Genomic DNA, 18,295 nt, shown 5'->3' with positions numbered 1-18,295 from the left:
GCCGCGTCGTACATCGTCGTTCGCGCCTAGGTTCGCGAACACGATGTGGGAGCTCTTAAAGAAGCTTAGAAGGGCAGCAGCACGTCCATGACCTGCTGGCCGTAGCGCGGCTGTTGCACGTCCATGATCTGGCCGCGGCCGCCATAGGCGATGCGGGCCTGTGCGATCTTGCTGGAATCGATGGTGTTGTCGCTCTGGATGTCTTCGGGGCGAACGATGCCGGCGACCACGAGCTCGCGGATCTCGTAGTTGACACGGATTTCCTGCTTGCCCTCGACCACGAGGTTGCCGTTCGGCAGCACTTGCGTGACCACCGCGGCGACGTTGGTCTGCAACGCTTCCTGGCGGTTGACCGAGCCCTTGCCGTCGGCCGAGGACGTCGAGTCAGTGGTGAGAAGACGTCCGGGGAGAACCTTGAGCGGCTGCGTGACTGTCTGGCTGCCGATGAAGTCCGTAATTCCAGAGTCTTCTTTGCTGGTGCGGCTGCGCTGGGTCTCGTTGGAGAGGTTGGCCTTGTCGGTGATGTTCACGGTCACCGTCAGGAGGTCGCCGACCTGGCGGGCGCGCTGGTCCTTGAAGAAAGCGCGGCTGCCGTTGCGCCACAGCGAGTTCGGATTGTAGGAGGCGACTTCCGGCTTCGGCATCGGCATCTGCACCGGCTTGTAGCCGGGCTGCGTCGTCGGATTGTCGATCGCCGACAATTTCGGTTGCTCGCCGATCTGCGACAGGCGGTCGATCGAGGAGCAGCCGGTTGCGAGGGCGCAAGTCGCCAGCAGCAGGGCAGAGATCGCGATGCGACGAAGGTGGAAAGCCGAACTGAACGGAGACATGAACTTACTCTGACTTGGCTGGAGCTTGCGAGACGCGAACCTGCGGGATCTGGGCTTGTGCGATCTGGGCCGGAGACACAGGGGCTTGGACCAGACTTTGGGCGAGGGCTGCGGCCGCCGGCACGTCGTCACGCTTGATCGACGAGGTCTGCTCGATCGCGGGCGTCATCGGTGCGGACTGGCTGGCGGCCTGGACGGTGACCTGGCCGCGGCCGGTGACGGTTCCGGTCAGCGTACGCTTGGATTGCAAATTGAGCACGCTGACGGTGTCTCCCTCGGCGCCGCTCTCGATCGCCTTGCCGCGCGTGGTGAGGTGGAGGCCGGGCACCTGGTAGATGATTGTCACGGTCTGATCGCGCAACACGAAGTCGGGCTTGACGATGTCGGCGACGCGGATCGGCATGCCGGCGCGCATCGGCCGGCGCAGCTGCATCCCGACGGTGCGATAGCGCGAGGCGGGCTCGCCGGTGACCTCGGCCTTCGGCCGGCGCTCCAGCGCGACGTCGGAGGATTTCAGGAGCTCGGTGCGGTCGATGTCGCGCGTCAGCACGGCCACTTCCACCGTCTCGATCGCGGTGCCGGTGAAGCGCAGCTTGGTCGGCGTCGGATTGTTGTCGTTGTTGATCTCGAAGGCGACGTCGAAACGGGCGCTGCGGGCGTCATAGCGGGTTGCAACCGGCTGGAGCGCGCCGGTGTTGGAGGCGTCCAACCGCATGTCGGCGATGCCGCGGTCGAACGTGACGGTGATGTTGGCGGCTTCCCCAAGGCCGAAGCGGCGCTCGAGCGCGGAGGCGACCGCGGTTTCGAGGTCCTTGCTGGCGAGCGTGCGGGCGAGCCGGGTGACCTGGACCTCCTTGATGTCGCCGGTCATGACGCCGATCACCTGTTTTGCGCGGAGCACCGACAACACCTGCGCGACCGGCAGTGCGCCGGTGGTGCCGAGATCGGGCGAGCGGTAGACGGGGATCAGCGCGGCAGATCCTGCATTGTCGATGAGATCGCCGACCCGCACCACGTCCGAGGTCACGGTGACGCTCGCGCGCAGCGTCGGCGCTGCGATGAAATCGTCGGCCGCCGCTGCCGGCAGTGCCAGCGCGAGCAGAGCGAAGATCGTGGCGAGGGTGGTCCGGATCATGGTCATCACCTCAGCGGAACAGCGCCGTCGTCGATTGCATCATCTGGTCGGCGGCGCTGATCACCTTGGCGTTCATTTCGTAGGCGCGCTGGGCCGCGATCAGGTCGCTCATTTCCGAGACGACGTCGACATTGGCCTGCTCGAGGCTGCCTTGCGTGATATTGCCGTAACCTTCGGCCGTCGCGGTGCCGTCCTGCGGCGGGCCGGAGGAGGGTGTCTCGGTGAACTGATTGCTGCCGACGGGCTGGAGGCCGGCCTTATTGATAAAGCGAGTTAGGCCGATCTGGCCGAGGATGGTCGAGGTCGACGAGCCCGGCAGGGTCACCGAGACCTGGCCCTGGACGTTGACGGTCAGGCCCGAGGCGTTGTTCGGGATCGTGATCGTCGGCTGCACCGGGTTGCCCTGTGCGGTGACAATGCGGCCCTGATTGTCCATCTGGAAGGTGCCGTCGCGGGTGTACTGGTAGGTGCCGTCGGGCATCAGGATCTTGAAGAAGCCGTCGCCCGAGACCGCGAGGTCGAGATCGTTACCGGTCTGCGACAGCGTGCCTTGCGTCATGCTGCGCGGCGTGCCGACCGTCTTGACGCCGCCGCCGATGTCGACGCCCACCGGCAGGATGGTGCCCTGGTCGGATGACTGCGCGCCGACGCGGCGGACGTGCTCGTAGATCAGGTCCTGAAACGCCGCGGTCTGCTTCTTGAAGCCGGTGGTGCGGAGGTTGGCGATGTTGTTGGAGATCACCTGAACGTTGAGTTCCTGTGCCGCCATTCCGGTCGCTGCGGTGTGAAGCGCCTGCATGTCAGTTCTCCTTCAATCAGGCCGGAACGTCGGCGAGCTTTTCGATCGCCGATTTGTGGAGGTCGCTCTGCTGCTGGAGCAGGCTGGCGATGGCGGTGTAGCTGCGCATGACTTCGACCATGCGGCTCATCTCGCCGACCGCATTGACGTTCGACTTCTCGACGTAGCCCTGGCGCACGCTGGATTTGGTGTCGGCCTGCTGGACGGCGGAGCCGATGTCATAGAGGTTGGCGCCGAGCTTGGTCAGCTTGGCCGGATCGTCGAACGAGGCCATGCGGATCTTGCCGCGGATGGAGTCGGTCTTCGCCGTGCCCTCGAGCACGGTGACGGTGCCGTCGGGTGCAACGTTGATGTCGTGGTCGGTCGGCTGGAAGGTGATCGGGCCGGCGGTGCCCAGCACGAGGTTGCCGTCGGAGGTGACGAGCTGGCCGGTGCTGTTGAGCGAGAACTTGCCGTCGCGGGTGTAACGCTCGCCGCCATTGGCCTGCACCGCGAAATAGGCGTTGCCGTCGATCGCCATGTCGAGCGGGTTGTTGGTCGGCTCCATCGGCCCCTGGCCGACGTCGCGGAAGGTGCCGCGGTCCTGCACATAGGAGACCCGGCGGTCGGAGCCGAGGAAATTGTCCTCACGCGCGTTCGAGTTGAGGTACTCCTCGAACAGCGAATGGTCGGCCTTGAAGCCGTTGGTATTGGCATTGGCGACATTGTTGGCGATGACATCCATCTGCCGTTCCAACGTCATCTGCCGTGACAAGCCGATCAGAAGCGCGTTCTGCATCGGAATTCTCCCCTGAGTGAGATCTGCCACCTCGCTCTCCCAAGCGCCTTGGCGGACCCCGTGAACGAGACCGTCTGGTTCTCCCAAACCGTCGGGTCTCGGCCCTTTCTCAGCGAAAGCCGTGCCAACTCTAAAAGTCGTGTAATTTAAAGCACTTGGTGAAATTTGAGAGATGCGGGAGGGCGGCAGAAAGGTTCTGTTAGCCATGTTTGCCCGGCAGATTTTTCCTAGCGGACGCCCAATCGAAAGGTTCCGTTAACCATTATTACCGTAGCGTTTGCCATGAAGAGGAGCGCATCGCGCTGGGGCATTTGTATCGCGTCACTGTCTGAGGCTTCGCTCTTTCGACCCCTTTGAGAGATCCGGGCGCGGCGATCATGGCAGAGAATGAAGCGGAAGGCGGCGCAGCCGCTGACGGCGCGGAAGCGGCTCCGCCGAAGAACAAGCTCAAGCTTATCATCATGGCCGTCGGCCTGCTCGCCGTCCTCGGCGGCGGTGCTGCGACCTGGTTCTTCTTCTTCCGTCATGGCGACGACGAGCACCATGCCGAGGCGGCGCCGCCGCCGAAGCCGCCGGCTTTCGTCGACGTTCCCGACATGATGGTCAACCTCGCCGGCGCGCCCGGCGAGCGCGTGCAATATCTGCGGTTGAAGATCGTCCTGGAGCTGAAGGAAGAAAAGCAGATCGAGGCGATCAAGCCGACGATGCCGCGCGTCACCGACATCTTCCAGACCTATGTGCGCGAGCTTCGCCCCTCCGACCTCAACGGCTCCGCCGGCATCTTCCGCCTCAAGGAGGAACTGACCAAGCGCGTCAACGCGGCGGTCGCCCCGATCCAGGTCAGCGCGGTGCTGTTCAAGGAAGTCGTGGTGCAGTGAGGGGAATGAGCTAGCGCCATGGCCGGCACCGAGCAGATGGACCAGGATGCGATTGCCGCCCAATGGGAGGCCTCGCTCGATTCGGAGGATCCGGCGGAGGCCGCCAAGGCTGCCGCCGAGAACGAACTTTCCGAGACCATGGCCCTGCAATGGGCGGCGATGGTCGAGGACGGCAGCCGCGATCTCGGCAGCGGCAAGAACTCCGGCGAGCGGGTGCTGTCGCAGGAGGAGATCGACAATCTCCTCGGCTTCACCGTCGGCGATGTCACGCTCGACGATCATTCCGGCATTCGCGCGATCATCGATTCGGCGATGGTTTCCTACGAGCGTCTGCCGATGCTCGAAATCGTCTTCGACCGCCTGGTGCGGCTGTTGACGACGAGCTTGCGCAATTTCACCTCCGACAACGTCGAAGTCTCGCTCGATCGCATCACCTCGGTGCGCTTCGGCGACTACATGAACTCGATCCCGCTGCCGGCCGTGCTCTCGGTGTTCAAGGCCGAGGAGTGGGAAAACTTCGGCATGGCGACGGTCGATTCCAACCTGATCTACTCGATGATCGACGTGCTGCTCGGCGGCCGCCGCGGCACCAGCCAGCTCCGCATCGAGGGGCGGCCCTATACCACGATCGAGACCGAGCTGGTCAAGCGGCTTGTCGAGGTGGTGCTGGCCGATGCCGAGCAGGCGTTCCGGCCACTCTCCCCGGTGACCTTCACGATCGACCGGCTCGAGACCAATCCGCGTTTCGCCGCGATCAGCCGTCCCGCCAACGCCGCGATCCTAGTGCGCCTGCGCATCGACATGGAAGACCGCGGCGGCAACATCGAGCTGTTGCTGCCTTACGCGACCATCGAACCGATCCGGGGCGTCCTGCTCCAGATGTTCATGGGCGAAAAGTTCGGCCGCGACCCGGTGTGGGAGGGGCATTTCGCCACCGAGATCGTGCAGGCCGAGATCGCCGTCGACGCCGTGCTCTACGAGGCCGACATTCCGCTTAAGCAGCTGATGCGGCTCAAGGTCGGCGACACGCTGCCGCTTGAGATGCGCGCGGATGCCAACGTGTCGGTGCGCTGCGGCAGCGTCACCCTGACCGAAGGACGGATGGGCCGGGTCGGCGACCGGGTCGCGATCCGGGTGACGAAACCCCTGCGCAAGCCAAGTACGACACTTGCGATGTTCGAGAAGGTTGACGAGCAGAACAAGATGATAGAGGCCCCATGAACCACTCCCTGGGAATGGCGATCGAGTCGCTGGTGGCTATCCTGCTGATGCTGACGATCGTCTATTGCGTCATGCTCAACAAGCGGCTGACGCGGCTGAAGGCGGACGAGCATTCGCTGAAGGCGGTAATCGGCGAGCTGATCACCGCGACTGAAATCGCCGAGCGCGCGATCGGCGGACTGAAGCTCGCCGTGCGCGACATCAACGAGAACCTCGGCAGCCAGCTCGCAGCAGCGACGCAAATGTCTGACCAGCTCCACAAGCAGCTCGGCGAGGCCGACAACGTGGTGCGGCGCCTGTCCAAGATCGCGATCGCCGCGCGTCCCGTCACCAATCAGGAAACGGTTGCCGTCCCCGCGGCCAAGCCTACGACGGCGAAGGCGGTCGCGGCGGCGGCTGAAGCTTTCTCCGAGCGCCGGCGATCCAACGGCCTTGCCGCATGAAGTCAGGGGTATGAAGTCCTTTCGTAACATCCGCGTCATCCCCGTCGTTCTGGTGGCCGTCGCAGGTCTCGCCACGCTGAAGGTCGCGGGCCTCGCGATCAATGGCGGCTATGTGTTCGACTACAAGCCGAACCAAGCCAAGAAATCCTGGGCGCAGGAGAATCTGAACTTCCCAACCGGTCGCGAGGATCCTGACATCACCGGATCGACTCATGGCGCGCCCAAGGAGGCGCCGAAGCCGGCTGCTCCCGAAAGCAAGCCCGAAGGCACCGTGATCAAGATGGACGAGGCCCAGCCGCAGGTCTCGGCCGCCGAGCGCGCGATCCTCGAGCGATTGCAGGCGCGCCGCCAGGAGATCGAGGCCCGCCAGCGCGAGATCGACATTCGCGAGAGCCTGCTGAAGTCGGCCGAGAAGCGCATCGAGAACAAGGTCGAGGAGATGAAGGCGGTGGAGACCCGCATCTCCGCAACCCAGGCCGAGCAGAAGGCGGCCGAAGCCCAGCGCATGAAGGGCCTCGTCACCATGTATGAGGGCATGAAGCCGAAGGATGCCGCGCGGGTGTTCGACCGGCTCGAGATGGGCGTGCTGATCGAGATCGCCTCGGCCATCGCGCCGCGCAAGATGTCGGACATCCTCGGACTGATGTCGCCCGAGGCGGCCGAGCGGCTCACCGTCGAGATGGCCCGGCGGGCCAATGGCGGCGGAGATCAGTCCGCCTCGGCCGGCGATCTGCCCAAGATCGACGGCAAGCCGACGCAAAAGCCGAATTGAGGGCGCGAGGCGAAGCGTGCCTTGCAACCTGCGTTCGCGCGGTTGTCCGACTGCAGCCCAGCGAGACGCCCTTGCTTGGTTAGTTTGCAAGCGCCTGTTGCACCCTGCGAACAGGCGGGCGCAACTGCTTCTCAACGCGAGGAAGAGTATTGAGCTGCTGCTTGATCAGCGCGGCCTTCGTGACGCGAGTCACGAGCTGCAGCGTGCTATGACAACAGGAGCATTCATATACTTTCAGGGCATATCCTCTGGCGATCGGAACGATCGCTACGACCGCTCTTGCCCTGCTACACACAATGCAACCGGCTTCTCCGCTCATTGATTACCCCCAAAGCTAACCAATCGATTCGCATCGCCGAGATCACATCTGATTCAGAGTCGCGTGCGAAGCGCAACGCCCCCAAGGTTGTGAGTGCGCGCGCTCAGCAACTCATCAATGCAGCACATCAAGCTCCCGTCGCGGCTGCAGCTGCCGCACGCGGCATCTTCTGAGACTGCGGTGAGTTGACGCGCGCGGGTGTGAAGCAGCGGACAGTGGCACTCGAGGGATCGTCGTAGGCTTGGGCCATTCGCAATCAGCAGCGCGGGAGCAGGAGGCCATGAACTACTCGTCCGCAGCAGAACGCGTAATTGAGGCCGTCAACCGGGTCCTCATAGCGGCGATGACGTCCGCCTGGATATCGGCGCTAAGCCATCAGCATGCAGCGCCGCCCGAAGGAGACGACGGCAACGATGATGAATCTTCTCCCGATCAACAGAACTCCTCCGCGCCGGATGGCAGCGGAAAACAGCACTGAAGACGCAGTTGGGCGTCACACGATCAGATCGTGCAGCACGTGGCCGTGAGCTGTACCTGCCCGGTCAGTTGGATCAACATTTGGCGGGGACAGTTCAGGCATAGCCACCAGCTCGGATCCGTGGGCCCCTCCAGCGTGGTCGTGATGATCGGCCGGGTTAGAAAGATCATCGAGCTCTGCGTTGGGCAGTAACCGCCGGCCGTGTGAAGTGTCATCCTTGAATTCGAATGATTCGCCGAGCTGCTGGGGATCGGCAGGCGCCGACCCAGACGGTGCATGGTGCGGATCATGCTGCTCGTCGGCCGCTTTACTTGAGGGCGAATGATTGACGCCGCCAGCCGATTTCAGCAGGCTCGGGTTGGGCGTCGTGCCTACGCCGTCATGGCCGGTGTGGCCGTGAGCAAGAGCGGCATTGTCAGCGTTTTCCGACCTCGCGGCGCCATGATTCCCGGCAACGCTCCCCAGCGCAAGCCCGGCGTGCTGTTCAGCGGGGTTGTGGGCCATGTCCAGTGCTGCAAGAGCAACATCAGGCATGTGGGCACTTCCGGCGAGCTCGCCATTCTTGCCAATGATAGTCCCTGTGTCGGCCACATCGATCTGATCGAAGATAAAAGTGACCTCCGTCGGTGCGGCCATGTGGTGCAAGATCGTAGACAGTCCGCTGGCTGCGGGAGCTAATGCGTCATTGCGGGGCGGTTCGGTCAGGTGCGTTTGCACGTCGTCTGAACTGGAGAGGCTGGAATATTCGGTCGGTCCGATCTGGTCCCAGCTCCAATGCAGGCTGTAGGTCGCCTCACTTGAGGGGATTGTGGAACTCCCATGGGCGGATAGCGTGCCGTCGCCGCTTGCGGAATCGGACGAGACCTCGGAAGTGGCGATCATCACGGCGGTCGCGTCACTCTGCGCGGTTGCGGTGAGGTCGAGCGGTTCGCTGGCAGCCGCCATCACAGGTGCCGCAACCGGCGCCACGAGGAAGTCTGACGCGTCGATGGTTGCGATCCCCTGCAAATGGATTTCGAGCAGACCGGAATCGCCGATGTGCAGGGTCTGGTCCGTTGGATTGACGTACACGATGGTTTCATTCGCCGCGCTGTCATAGAGCCAGGCGATCGTATGTGCCGGCACGGCCGTGCTGGTTGAGCTCAAGGCCAAGATGACGAACCCAAGCGCGCCAAGAGCGGTCAAGTCGATCTTGTCGGACCCCGATGCGAAATCGGTGATGGTGTCGAACTGGCTTGCGTTGGAATCGGCTACGAACAAATAAGCGAAACGGTCCTTCCCATTGCTGCCGGTGAGTTGGTCCGCACCAAATCCACCAGTTATGGTGTCGCCGCCGTTATTGCCGTTGATTGTATCGTTGCCCGAGCCCCCGTAGATGGCGTCATCGCCGTCGTTACCTTTGATCGTGTCATTGCCGGAGCCGCTATAGAGAACGTCCGCTTTGCCGGTGCCATTGACGGTATCATCGCTGGCCCCCGCGTAGATGATCTGACCTGTGTCGCCGCCGCCCGCGATGGTTTCGGGCCCCGGCGTCCCATACACGTTGGGTGGATCGGAGATCACGACAGATCCGGTGGCCAGATAATCAAAGTCATTCGGGTCTGCGTCACTGGCCCCATGGATCGCGACGGTCACCGCCTGCGTGGTACCGTCCATGGCAGTTACGGTGAAAGTGTCGGTCAACGTGTCGCCGACCTCGAGCGCCTGAACCACGCTGTTGTTGTTGTCGAGGGTGTAAGTCCATACGCCGGCCGCCGTCATGGTGAACGTGCCATATCCATCGTCGCTCGGAGCAGGCGAGGAGACTGCGGTGAACGTGTTCGGCGCGTTGTCGACGTCTGTATCGGTGAGCGTGCCGGTCGCGATCGGAATGCCGGGTGAGAAAGTTCCTGCCTCGGTCACTGAGCCGGTCGTGGTGCCGGAAATGATAGCCGCGTCGTTGCTGCCCTGAATAGTGATCGTCACCACCTGCGGCGTGCCGTCGAGGGTTGTGACAGAGAAACTGTCGGTGAGCGCGCCGCCGACATTGAGGGCCTGCACCGCGCCGTTGGCGTTGTCGAGCGTATAGGTCCACACGCCGGCGGCGGTTATCGTAAAGGTGCCATACCCATTCGTGCTTGCCTTGGGCGAACTCACAGCTGTGAAGGTATTGGACGTATTGTCGACGTCGATGGCAACGAGCGTGCCTGTTGCACTCGGCGTGCCGGGTGTGGCGTTGGCAACGCCTCCGGCCTCGGTCACCGAACCGGCCGTGGTGCCGGAAATGACGGCAGCATCGTTGCTGCCGTGGATGGTGATCGTCACCACTTGGGCGGATCCGTCCAGCGTGGTCACTGTGAACGTGTCGGTCAGTGTCTGGCCGGCATTGAGCGCCTGCACCGCGTCGTTGGTGTTGTCGAGCGTGTAGGTCCACACGCCCGCTGCCGTCATGGTGAAGTTGCCGTAGCCGGCTGCGCTCGCTGTTGGCGAGCCGACTGCCGTGAAAGCATTTGCGGTCGTGTCGACATCGGTGTCGGTGAGCGTGCCGGTCGCGGTGGGCGTGCCGGGATTTGCATTGGCGATGCCGCCAGCCTCGATCACTGCGCCGGTCGTCGTGCCGGAAATGACCGCCGCGTCACTGGCTCCGTGGATGGTGATCGTCACTACCTGGGCGGTGCCTCCGATCGTGGTCACCGTAAAGCTGTCGATCAGCGTCTCGCCGGCATTGAGCGCTTGCACAGCGACGTTGGCGTTGTCCAAGGTGTAGACCCACACGCCGGCCGCCGTCATCGTGAAAGTGCCATAGCCGCCGGCGCTCGTCGTTGGCGAGCTCACGGCCGTGAACGTGTTGGGCGGATCGTCGACGTCGGTATCGGAAAGGGTGCCGGTCGCAATCGGCGTGCCGGGCGTTCCATTCGCGATTCCGCCAGCCTCGATGATCGAACCGGTCGTGGTGCCGGAGATGACTGCAGCGTCGTTGACACCGTTAATGGTGACCGTGAACGTCTGATTGACCGAGGTGAATCCATCAGAGACCGTGATAACGAAACCGTCAGTCGTGGGCGCCTTCAGCGCGTTGATCGCAGCGTCGTTAGGCACGAACGTATAGGCGCCGCTTGTGCTGTTGACGTAGAGTATCCCGTAGGGGCTTGTCTTCGACAGATCGTACGTCACCCCATCCAGGACCGTCTGAGCGGCGTTCGCCCCGATGACGCCGAAAGTCAGCTGGCCGCCGCCGTTGGTGCTACTGGCACTGAAAGTTCCTGTTGTCGCAGTGAATGTGTCAAACACCACCGTGTCGCGTTCAGCTGGCCCAGCCCCGGTGCTGAGCGTCGGCGGTAGACGTCCCACAGGCTCCAGAGTGGCGAAGGGCAACACAGTCGGCAAAGTCTGCAGCTCCGGCGTATCAGGCGGAACGAAGTTGATCGGCTGCAGCGGCTGGGATTTGACGAAGGGAGGGGTGCTCGAGCCATGCGGCCCTTGCCCTTGTGTGAGATTGGCGAGCACATCCTGTTGCGCGGCGCGCAACTCGTCCATGCGAGCGGCCGTGTTCGCGACCTGATTGACGCTGATGGTGGATCCCACCTTCTTGAGGACGATCGTCTCGCCCGGATCCTCGACGATGATGTGGCGCGGGATCGGTTCCTTGGTCACGAGCTCAAATGCACCGTGCGCGAGGTCCTTGTAAGTGATGGAATCGTCATCCAAGAATGTGACATCAGGATCCGCGGCCTCGGCATTGTGCGCGGTCGAGAAGGTCAATGCTGCAAGCGTCAGCATCCCGAAGCCGCCCGCGTGGCTCCGGGCGCGAATGGCTGCGATGGGCGTATCCAGCTGGAATGACCCGGTTTCTACGAGCCGGCCTGGTACGAAACTGAAGCTCCCTCGGGTCACCTCGAACAAGGCTGCAGGTGACATGCCTTCGACGTCGAAGGCGAACTCGCTCAGCACGACGCGAGTGCCGCAGGCGATGTTGAAGAAAGTACCGTCGAGGAAGCCAATTGTGATCTGTCCGTCGGCATCGGTCTCCAGCGCGTCGCCCCGGTAGACAAGCGCACCAGCTGCCGCCTGTGTGGCGATGCCGGTCGCTCGCGTAAGCGTACCGCAACCGATCACTTTATGAATATGGCCGATGATTTCGACGGGCAGGGCCACGGCGGGCCCGTTACCAACCTCGATGCCGGATGCAACTAACATGGCTCGACCTCGCCTGGGTGATCGATTCAGGCTCGGCGTGCTGCCATGATCTTGTCAGGGCGACCCTCGCCAAGGGACAGATATCCTAGGCGCTGGCAGCCGAGGCTTGCCCGCCGAAAGAATCAAATCCGCTCTAGAGAGAGACGCATTCTCGGGGACGGCGATGCCGTACTGTCATTCCCGACATGCCCCTCCCGCCAAAGTGATTGCATTGACAAACGATTTAAATTGGTGGCGCTTTCGCAATATTGGATATAAATTAAGTTAATTAAACGAATTAAACAACAATTATATTTGTTGTGCTGAGTTCGCGGCTTCAATGCGCCGCCGATGCCGACAAGATCTTCTCAGAAAGGGGGGATCATGTGCAAACCTACGATGGTCGCTTTGGCAACCGGCCTTGTTTTGGCGCTTGCCAATTTCTTGCCGAGTGCGGCTCGAGGGCAAATCGATTCCGCCAAGCCCGCCCTTGCTACCTCGTCATCGAAACCGATTGGAAAGGTGGTGGTGGCCACAGGCTCGGTCACCATCGAGCATGCGAGCGCAGTGGTCGTTCAGGCGAATGTCTCGAGTGAGCCCGGCCGGGCCAACACCGGTGATCCTGTATATCTCGGTGATGTGGTGTTGACCGGGGCCGATGGCCGAGTGGGAATCAACTTCACCGACGGCAGCTCGTTCAATCTATCGAGCAACGCCCGTATGGTGTTGGATCATTATGTGTATGAGCCGGCCGGCAATTCCAATGCAACCCTGTTCAATCTCGCCAGGGGCACGTTCACGTTCGTTGCTGGCAGTGTCGCAAAGACCGGCGACATGAAGGTCGAGACCCCCGTCGCCACGCTGGGAATCCGAGGCACGACGCCGCATATCGAGATTTCGGATGATGGGTCGGTCAAGTTTTCGACCCTGATCGAAGAGGGCAAAAGTAAGCTCCTGAAGAAGCCGGCGACATCCGCGGCGCCGGAGCCTGATCGAAGCAGCAATCGCAGGCTCAACATCTGTCGGGGATGCTGAGAACTTTGCTTGGCCCGAGGCCGCGTAATGCGCGCGCAGCGCCGGCCGGGCAGAGAGATCAGGATTAGCGCTTCGCTCGCTGTCGGAGTCGGACGCCTGGTGTGGAAATGACCGCAAGAGCCAGTTTCATCAAGGCCGTGATGCTCATTGTTATTCTTGTGCTGTCCGGTTCGTCGGGCTGGGCGCAGAAGCCGAAGAAGGGCAGCTCCCTGAAGAATGTTGAACTGTGTAACGGCTCAGACCGCGTGTCGCCCGAAGCTCGGATCGATGCTTGCACGGCCTTTATCGATGCGGGCGATGGGACCGCGAACGGCTTCGCTGTCGCCCACAACAACAGGGGCAATGCCTACAGCGCCAAAAACAACTATGAACGCGCGATCAAGGATTTCGTTGAAGCGACCAGGCTTAACCCGAATTATGCGAAAGCCTTCAACAACCTCGGCGTGGCCTATCTAAGAACGGGCGCGTACGACCTGGCCCTTGGCGCTTTTGAGGAGGCGCTCAAGCTCAACCCGAACTATGCCGCTGCTTTTGCCAACCGTGCGGCGGCCTACCTGAAGAGGAATGCGTACGACCGTGCAGCGCAGGACTATGACGAGGCAATTCGCCTCGATCCGAATCTCGAGGCGATGTGGAGCGGACGCTGTTGGGCCCGGGCCGTCCTCGGGGCTTTGCAGGCTGCGCTGGAAGACTGCAACAGAGCGCTTCGATTCGAAGCAAACAACGCCGCAACATACGATTCGCGAGCTCTGATAAAGCTGAAAATGGGGCAACTCTCCGCGGCGATCGATGATTACAACTCGGCGCTGCGGTTCATGCCCAAGCTTGCGAGCGCGCTCTACGGCCGCGGGGTTGCCAGACTCAAGCTCGGCGACAGAGCTGGCGGCGATAGCGATATTTCGGCGGCAAGAAGAATCGACGCTGGAGTCCGCGAGGACTTTGCCCGCTATGGAGTGCCCTCGAACGATTGACTGGTGGCGGCAGCGCAGTTGTGCAGGTGTGAACAATTCCTTAACCGCCTGCGTCTCAAATCCAAAGCTGGCGGACCGCCCACGCTCGATTTGACGAGGCGTGCTCTCTCCAGAGCAAATCAAGATATAGCATTAACAAGTCCTTAATTGGCGAGACCTACAGTCGACGGCACCGGCCGGCGCGATTGCCGGCATGGATTGTCAGACCGGAAGAAATGCCGCCAATGGCGCGAAAGGCTGCCGCTGGATTTGTATCGCGAGCCCGCGCCCTGGCGCTGGGGCTGTCGCGTCATATCCGCAACGCGGTGCTCGCGGCCTGCCTGCTGATCGGTTTCGCTGCGCCCGCCCGGGCGGCCGATCCTGTCAGGGGCGAAGCGAGCTTTTCGGCCGGTGGCGGTTTTGCCCGTCTCGTGATCAAGCTCGGCGAGGACGTTCCCTCCGAGGTGACGACGGCCGGCTCCATTCTCGTGATCCGTTTCGACCGGTCCGTCGACGTTCCCGTCGACCGCGTTCCGGAAGGCGCGCCCGACTACGTCAACTCCGCCCGGCGCGATCCCGATGGCGGCGCCATCCGCCTGTCGCTGGCGCGCCGGGTCACCGTCAACACCATGAATGCCGGCGAGCGCACCTTCATCGACCTGTTGCCGGAGGGTTGGAAGGGGCCGCCGCCGAGCCTGCCGATGGAGGTGGTCAAGGAGCTGGCCGAGCGCGCGCGCGTCGCCGAACGTGCGCTGCGCGCCCAGCGCGCCGCGGCCGAGGCCAAGAAGCGTCCGCAGATCCGCGTTCGCGCCTCGGTGCAGCCGACCTTCGTCCGCTTCGTGTTCGAGATGCCCGACGGCGTCGGCGTGTCCTCCGTGCTCAACGAGCAGAAGCTCACGCTCGCGTTCAACGCCAACCTCAATTTCGATCTGGCGGATGCGGTCGTTGCTGCGCCGCCGAACGTCGCCTCGATCAAGCAGAAGGCCGACATCGACCAGACCAGTGTCGAGATCGCTCTGATCGGCGATTCCGACGTGCACTCGTTCCGCGACGAGAAGAACTATATCGTCGACATCGCCTTCCAGCCGGACAGGGGCAGAGCGGCGGCGACCCCCGAGGCGGCGATCGCGCAGGTCAAGCCCGCACCTCACGGACCTGCGCCTGCGCCTGAAAAGCCGGCGGCCGAGAAGCCGAAGGACGCTCATCGCGAGATCGCGCCGCCGACGTCCGAGACGATCGCGCCTGAAGCCAGAATAGAGGCAAAGCCCGACGTCAAGCCCGAGGTGAAGCCGGAAGCGCTCGCCGCGATGCCGACGGTCGAAGGGCCGAAACCGGTGCACGCGACTGAGGCTGCGCACGCTCCTGCAGCGCCCATGGAAGCCTCGAAGCCGGCGCCGCACGTTGCCGAAGCCGCCCCTGCCGAAGCACCGAAAGAGGTTGTAAAGGAAGCTGCGAAAGAGCCGGCCAAGGAATCCGTCAAGGAAGCTCCGAAAGCTGCTGCTGCGCAGGCGCCGGCGGCAGTGCAGCCCGGTATTGCCGGCGTCGATGTGCGCCGTGACAGCGACGGCCTGCGCGTCACGTTCCCGCTTCAGGTCGCAACGCCTGCGGCGGCGTTCCGCCGCGGCGATACGGTCTGGCTGGTGTTCGATACACTGAGGCCGATCGATGTCGAGCCGATCCGCAGCAAGGGCGGGGCGATGATTGGCGAGGTCGGTTGCGTGCCGCTCGACAAGGGGCAGGCGGTTCGCATCCGCCTCACCCGTCCGCTGGTCTACTCGCTGACGAGCGAGGAGGTCGGCAAGGAGACCAACTGGCTATTGACGCTCGCCGACAAGATCCAGGCGACGCCGCTGCCGCTGATGATGTCGCGCAACATCACCGATCCTGCGCTTGCCAACATCGCGATCCCCTTCGCCAATCCGGGCCTGCTCCACAAGCTCACCGACCCTGATGCCGGCGATACGCTCTATGTCGTCACCGCGCAGCGGCCGGTGCGCGGTTTCATCAAGCGGCAGGACCTCGTCGATCTCTCGCTGCTGGAATCCGCGCACGGCATCGCGATCCGGCCGAACTCCGACGAGGTCGGCGTCGAGGTCGGCGCCGACAAGGTCATTCTGGGCAAAAAGGGCGGGCTGACGCTGTCGCCGGTGGACATCTCGGCCGAGCGCGCCCCGACCGCGGTGCGCCCGATCTTCAGTCCTGAAGGCTGGCGCAAGGGCCAGTCGGAGAATTTCTGGACCCGCCAGAGCGAGCTGACGACGGCGATCTCGGCGGTCGAGCCCGGGCTGCGCTCGCTGCCGCGGCTCGACCTCGCGCAGTTCTACATGTCGCGGGCCATGTATCACGAAGCCAAGGCCGTGACGGACCTGATGCTGAGCGATCCCCTCAACAAGGAGGAGAGCGGCGCGCTGATCATGCATGCAATCGCGAGCATCCTGATCGGCCGGCCGGCGCAGGGCCTGAAGGACCTCGCCAGTCCCGTGATCGGCAACAGCCACGATTCCCAGCTCTGGAAGGCGCTCGCCTATGCGCGCCAGGGCAAATGGGCGGACGCGCGCGAGAAATTCAAGAACGTCGAGTTCGCCATCGCCTCGCTGCCGCTCGACATCCAGCGCATCGTGACGATGGACGCGATGCGCGCCGCGCTCGAGGTGAAGGACTATGCCGGCGCCTCCAAGCGCCGCAGCGAGCTCGAGGTGGTCGGCGTCTCGCCCGAAGCTGCGCCCGGCTTCGCCGTGCTGCGGGGCCGGCTCGCCGAGGCACTCGGCCACGACAAGGATGCGCTCGACGACTACAAATACGCGGTTGCCTCGAGCGACCGACCGGCAGCGGCCGAGGCCAAGCAGCTCGAGGTCGCGCTGCGCCAGAAGCGTGACGAGATCGGCAAGGAAGAAGCGCTGCGCGAGCTCGAGACGCTATCGATGACCTGGCGCGGCGATGCGATCGAGGTCAAGACGCTGCAGATGCTGTCGCAGCTCTATGCCGAGAACGGGCGCTACCGGGACGCGCTCACGGCGGCGCGCACCGCGACGAAGCTCCAGCCGAACGCGGAAGCCTCGCGCCAGGCGCAGGATCTCGCCTCCGACCTGTTCACGCAGATCTTCTTAGGACCAAAGGGCGACGATCTGCCGCCGGTCGAGGCGCTCGGGATGTTCTACGAGTTCCGCGAGCTCACACCGATCGGCCGCCGCGGCGACGAGCTGATCCGCCGTCTCGCCGATCGTCTCGCCTCGGTCGATCTGCTCGACCAGGCCGCCGAGCTTCTGCAATACCAGGTCGATCACCGCCTCGAAGGCGCCGCCCGCGCCCAGGTCGCCGCGCGCCTTGCCATGATCTATCTCGCCAACCGCAAGCCCGACATGGCGATCACCGCGCTGCGCGCGAGCCGCATCAGCGATCTCGCCGGTGAGCTCAGGCAGCAGCGCCTCCTCCTCGAAGGGCGGGCGCAGAGCGACGTCGGCCGTCACGATCTCGCGCTCGACATCGTCTCCAATGTCTCCGGGCGCGAAGTGCTGCGCCTGCGCTCCGATATCTTCTGGGCCGCGCGGCGCTGGCGCGAATCCGCCGAGCAGATCGAGCTCTATTACGGCGAGCGCTTCCGTGACTTCAAGCCGCTCAATGCGGTCGAGAAGAGCGACATCATCCGTGCCGCAGTCGGCTACGCGCTCGCCGACGATTCGATCGGCCTGTCGCGCTTCCGCGAGAAATACGCCCCGCTGATGAGCGAGAGCGCCGACCGTCTCGCCTTCGATATCGCCAGCAAGCCCGCCGCGGCCTCGAGCGCCGAGTTCGCCGAGATCGCCAAGCTTGCCGCCAGCGTTGATACGCTCGACGGCTTCCTGCGGGAGATGAAGCAGCGCTTCCCCGACGCCACCGCCCGCGCACCTAGCGCGCCGCAGGCCAAGGACGAGACGGACCACACCGGCTCGCTGCCCACGATCCCGGTCGTGCGGCAGATCAAGATGGCGCGGTAGGGGACTGATGCCGCGCGAAGCGCGGCCTGTGAGAGCGCCGCATTCTCCGTCATTGCGAGCCACGGGCCCGCGCGAAGCGCGGTCCGATGACAGGCTCAGCGAAGCATCCAGAGTCTTTTCGCAGCGGCAGTCTGGATTGCTTCGTCGCAAGGGCTCCTCGCAATGATGGGGTGGACGGCCCCCGAACGGCATCGATGTGCCAGACTGGTGATGTTGAGTCGAACCAGACAAAGGGAGCCGTCCATGTCGAAGATTAGCACAATTGGTTTGGATCTGGCGAAGAACGTTTTTCAGGTTCATGGGGTTGATGCGTCGGGAGCTGTGGTGGTAAGGCGCCAGCTTAAGCGAGCCGCGGTCGAGAGGTTTTTCGCGCAGTTGCCGCCTTGCCTGGTGGGCATGGAGGCTTGCGGCAGCGCTCATCATTGGGCCCGCGTCATCAGCCGCTATGGCCATGAGGTGCGGCTGATGCCGCCGGCGTATGTGAAGCCCTATGTCAAGCGCAACAAGAACGACGGTCGTGACGCCGAG

The 18,295-nt window shown here is 63.4% G+C and carries 13 protein-coding genes and 1 pseudogene; 9 read left to right on the top strand and 5 right to left on the bottom strand.

Annotated elements, in window-relative coordinates; translation table 11 throughout:
* Positions 1–65 precede the first annotated feature (65 nt).
* The 4 genes from flgH to flgF are packed head-to-tail and all read right to left on the bottom strand — an operon-like array spanning position 66 to position 3,542.
* A complete protein-coding gene (gene flgH / locus IVB12_RS14940; protein ID WP_247300082.1) occupies positions 66–830 on the bottom strand; it encodes a flagellar basal body L-ring protein FlgH in 765 nt (254 codons plus the stop codon).
* Between the two features lie 4 nt (positions 831–834).
* Positions 835–1,965: a flagellar basal body P-ring formation chaperone FlgA gene (flgA, locus tag IVB12_RS14935; RefSeq protein ID WP_247300079.1), complete on the bottom strand. Its 1,131-nt coding sequence runs from the start codon at positions 1,963–1,965 to the stop codon at positions 835–837.
* A 10-nt stretch (positions 1,966–1,975) separates the two neighbouring features.
* On the bottom strand, positions 1,976–2,764 hold the full coding sequence (flgG, locus tag IVB12_RS14930) for a flagellar basal-body rod protein FlgG (RefSeq protein ID WP_247278072.1): 789 nt from the start codon (positions 2,762–2,764) through the stop codon (positions 1,976–1,978).
* Positions 2,765–2,780: 16 nt separating this feature from the next.
* On the bottom strand, positions 2,781–3,542 hold the full coding sequence (gene flgF, locus IVB12_RS14925; protein WP_247278071.1) for a flagellar basal-body rod protein FlgF: 762 nt from the start codon (positions 3,540–3,542) through the stop codon (positions 2,781–2,783).
* Positions 3,543–3,919: 377 nt separating this feature from the next.
* Between flgF and fliL the strand changes: the two genes are divergently transcribed.
* The 5 genes from fliL to IVB12_RS14900 all read left to right on the top strand — a co-directional run bounded on the left by fliL (position 3,920) and on the right by IVB12_RS14900 (position 7,653).
* The gene (gene fliL / locus IVB12_RS14920; RefSeq protein WP_247278070.1) at positions 3,920–4,420 is read left to right on the top strand and encodes a flagellar basal body-associated protein FliL; all 501 of its coding nucleotides are present in this window, start codon (positions 3,920–3,922) and stop codon (positions 4,418–4,420) included.
* Positions 4,421–4,438: 18 nt separating this feature from the next.
* Positions 4,439–5,641, top strand: a complete 1,203-nt coding sequence (gene fliM / locus IVB12_RS14915; RefSeq protein ID WP_247278069.1) for a flagellar motor switch protein FliM — start codon at positions 4,439–4,441, stop codon at positions 5,639–5,641.
* Complete coding sequence (locus tag IVB12_RS14910) at positions 5,638–6,084, top strand: DUF6468 domain-containing protein (RefSeq protein WP_247300077.1); 447 nt, start codon at positions 5,638–5,640, stop codon at positions 6,082–6,084. The genes fliM and IVB12_RS14910 overlap by 4 nt, the downstream gene beginning before the upstream one ends.
* Positions 6,085–6,094: 10 nt before the next feature.
* Positions 6,095–6,856 carry a flagellar protein FlbB gene (locus tag IVB12_RS14905; RefSeq protein ID WP_247278067.1) on the top strand — a complete coding sequence of 254 codons (762 nt, stop codon included), beginning with the start codon at positions 6,095–6,097 and terminating at the stop codon, positions 6,854–6,856.
* Positions 6,857–7,455: 599 nt separating this feature from the next.
* Positions 7,456–7,653 (top strand): hypothetical protein, encoded by a 198-nt coding sequence (locus IVB12_RS14900; RefSeq protein ID WP_247300075.1) that lies wholly within the window; start codon positions 7,456–7,458, stop codon positions 7,651–7,653.
* Between the two features lie 15 nt (positions 7,654–7,668).
* Here the strand turns inward: IVB12_RS14900 and IVB12_RS14895 are convergent, their stop codons facing one another.
* On the bottom strand, positions 7,669–11,829 hold the full coding sequence (locus tag IVB12_RS14895; protein ID WP_247300073.1) for a VCBS domain-containing protein: 4,161 nt from the start codon (positions 11,827–11,829) through the stop codon (positions 7,669–7,671).
* A 378-nt stretch (positions 11,830–12,207) separates the two neighbouring features.
* Between IVB12_RS14895 and IVB12_RS14890 the strand changes: the two genes are divergently transcribed.
* The 4 genes and pseudogenes from IVB12_RS14890 to IVB12_RS14875 all read left to right on the top strand — a co-directional run.
* Positions 12,208–12,843 (top strand): FecR family protein, encoded by a 636-nt coding sequence (locus IVB12_RS14890; RefSeq protein WP_247300222.1) that lies wholly within the window; start codon positions 12,208–12,210, stop codon positions 12,841–12,843.
* A gap of 107 nt (positions 12,844–12,950) precedes the next feature.
* Positions 12,951–13,814, top strand: a complete 864-nt coding sequence (locus tag IVB12_RS14885; protein WP_247300220.1) for a tetratricopeptide repeat protein — start codon at positions 12,951–12,953, stop codon at positions 13,812–13,814.
* A 224-nt stretch (positions 13,815–14,038) separates the two neighbouring features.
* Entirely contained in the window at positions 14,039–17,767 is a 3,729-nt protein-coding gene (locus IVB12_RS14880) for a tetratricopeptide repeat protein (protein ID WP_247300071.1), read from the top strand.
* 243 nt (positions 17,768–18,010) lie between these two features.
* Positions 18,011–18,295 (top strand): annotated as a pseudogene (locus IVB12_RS14875) (IS110 family transposase); the annotation flags it as partial.

Origin of the sequence: Bradyrhizobium sp. 179 (assembly GCF_023073535.1) — a bacterium.
GTDB lineage: Bacteria > Pseudomonadota > Alphaproteobacteria > Rhizobiales > Xanthobacteraceae > Bradyrhizobium.
This window is presented reverse-complemented; position numbering and strand designations above follow the sequence as displayed.

Coding starts and splice junctions, on each gene's coding strand:
- flgH (WP_247300082.1), bottom strand. CDS start 830: ATGTCTCCGTTCAGTTCGGCTTTCCACCTTCGTCGCATCGCGATCTCT.
- flgA (WP_247300079.1), bottom strand. CDS start 1,965: ATGATCCGGACCACCCTCGCCACGATCTTCGCTCTGCTCGCGCTGGCA.
- flgG (WP_247278072.1), bottom strand. CDS start 2,764: ATGCAGGCGCTTCACACCGCAGCGACCGGAATGGCGGCACAGGAACTC.
- flgF (WP_247278071.1), bottom strand. CDS start 3,542: ATGCAGAACGCGCTTCTGATCGGCTTGTCACGGCAGATGACGTTGGAA.
- fliL (WP_247278070.1), top strand. CDS start 3,920: ATGGCAGAGAATGAAGCGGAAGGCGGCGCAGCCGCTGACGGCGCGGAA.
- fliM (WP_247278069.1), top strand. CDS start 4,439: ATGGCCGGCACCGAGCAGATGGACCAGGATGCGATTGCCGCCCAATGG.
- IVB12_RS14910 (WP_247300077.1), top strand. CDS start 5,638: ATGAACCACTCCCTGGGAATGGCGATCGAGTCGCTGGTGGCTATCCTG.
- IVB12_RS14905 (WP_247278067.1), top strand. CDS start 6,095: ATGAAGTCCTTTCGTAACATCCGCGTCATCCCCGTCGTTCTGGTGGCC.
- IVB12_RS14900 (WP_247300075.1), top strand. CDS start 7,456: ATGAACTACTCGTCCGCAGCAGAACGCGTAATTGAGGCCGTCAACCGG.
- IVB12_RS14895 (WP_247300073.1), bottom strand. CDS start 11,829: ATGTTAGTTGCATCCGGCATCGAGGTTGGTAACGGGCCCGCCGTGGCC.
- IVB12_RS14890 (WP_247300222.1), top strand. CDS start 12,208: ATGGTCGCTTTGGCAACCGGCCTTGTTTTGGCGCTTGCCAATTTCTTG.
- IVB12_RS14885 (WP_247300220.1), top strand. CDS start 12,951: ATGACCGCAAGAGCCAGTTTCATCAAGGCCGTGATGCTCATTGTTATT.
- IVB12_RS14880 (WP_247300071.1), top strand. CDS start 14,039: ATGGCGCGAAAGGCTGCCGCTGGATTTGTATCGCGAGCCCGCGCCCTG.